1 protein-coding gene is annotated in these 1,471 nt (G+C 70.2%); it reads left to right on the top strand.

Annotation, left to right across the window (positions count from 1 at the left end; genetic code table 11):
• The coding region (locus ACFXMF_RS47735) for an AMP-binding protein (protein ID WP_380018236.1) at positions 1-1,471 on the top strand (1,471 nt) is incomplete at both ends.

The raw sequence follows: 1,471 nt of genomic DNA, 5'->3' as shown, positions 1-1,471 counted from the left end.
CTCGCGTATTGGAGGCGGGAGTTGGCGGGTCTGCCGGATCGGCTCGCGTTGCCGTTCGACCACCCCCGCCCGGCCGTGGCGTCACTGCGCGGCGAGCACATCGCCATCGAAATCGATGCCCCGCTGCACGCCGCCCTGATCGACCTCGGCCGCTGCCATGGCGCGAGTCCGTTCATGGTGCTGCATGCCGGACTGGCCGCGCTGTTCACGCGTCTGGGTGCGGGTACCGACATTCCCGTCGGCAGTCCCATCGCCGGGCGTACCGATCAAGCCTTGGACGACCTGGTCGGGTTCTTCGTCAACACGCTGATCCTGCGGACGGACACCTCGGGTGATCCCAGCTTCGCGGAACTCCTCGGCCGGGTCCGGGAGAACGCGCTGACCGCCTACGCACACCAGGACATCCCCTTCGAGCACCTGGTGGAGGAACTCAACCCCGCCAGGACATCGGCACACCACCCCCTGTTCCAAACGGCGCTGGTGCTGCACGGCGCGCCCTGGGACGACCTGGCCCTGCCCGGGCTGCAGGCGACCGCGACACCCGTACACACTGGCACCGCCAAGTTCGACCTGAGCCTCCACCTGTTCGAGCGGTTCGGCGCGGTCGGCGAGCCGGCGGGGATGACCGGCGTGGCCGAGTACGCGACCGACCTGTTCGGCCGCGCCACCGTGGAGGTGATGGTCGCGCGGTGGCTTCGGCTGCTGCGCGCCGTCACCGAGGCTCCCGACGCGCCGATCGGCGGCGTCGACGTGCTCTCCGCCGAGGAACGCCACCAGTTGGTCGTTGCGGCCGGGTCGGAAGCGGCGGAGGTCCCGGAAGGGACGATCCCGGCACTGTTCGCGGCGCGAGTGAGCGCCAACCCGGACGCGGTGGCCGTGGTGAGCGGGGAGGAGGAACTGAGCTACGACGAGCTGAATGCTCGTGCCAATCGGCTCGCACACGCGTTGATCGCCCGCGGCGTCGGCCCCGAGGACGTCGTCGCGCTCGCCCTGCCTCGCTCCGTCGAACTGGTCACCGCGATCCTGGGGGTGCTCAAGGCCGGCGCCGCCTACCTCCCCATCGACCCGCGATACCCGGCGGCACGAGTGCGCTTCATGCTGGACGACGCCCACCCCGCGTTGCTGCTCACCGGCTCGGATACCGACGCGATCCGCACCCTCACCGGCCCGGGCCTGCCGCGCCTGGTCCTGGGTCACGAGGAGACCGAGCGGGAACTCGCCGAATCCCCCGACACCGATCCTGCCGATGCGCACCTCCGTGCGCCGCTGCTCGATCGGCAACCGGCGTATGTGATGTTCACGTCGGGTTCGACGGGTGAGCCGAAGGGCATCGCGGTCACCCATCACGACGTGGTCGCGTTGGCATCGGCCCCGATCTGGCGTGGTGGTGCGCACGAGCGGGTGTTGGTGCACTCGCCGACGGCGTTCGACGCGTCCACCTACGAGTTGTGGGTGCCGTTGCTCAACGGTG

It is taken from the genome of Embleya sp. NPDC059213 (genome assembly GCF_042754445.1).
Lineage (GTDB): Bacteria > Actinomycetota > Actinomycetes > Streptomycetales > Streptomycetaceae > Embleya.
This window is presented reverse-complemented; position numbering and strand designations above follow the sequence as displayed.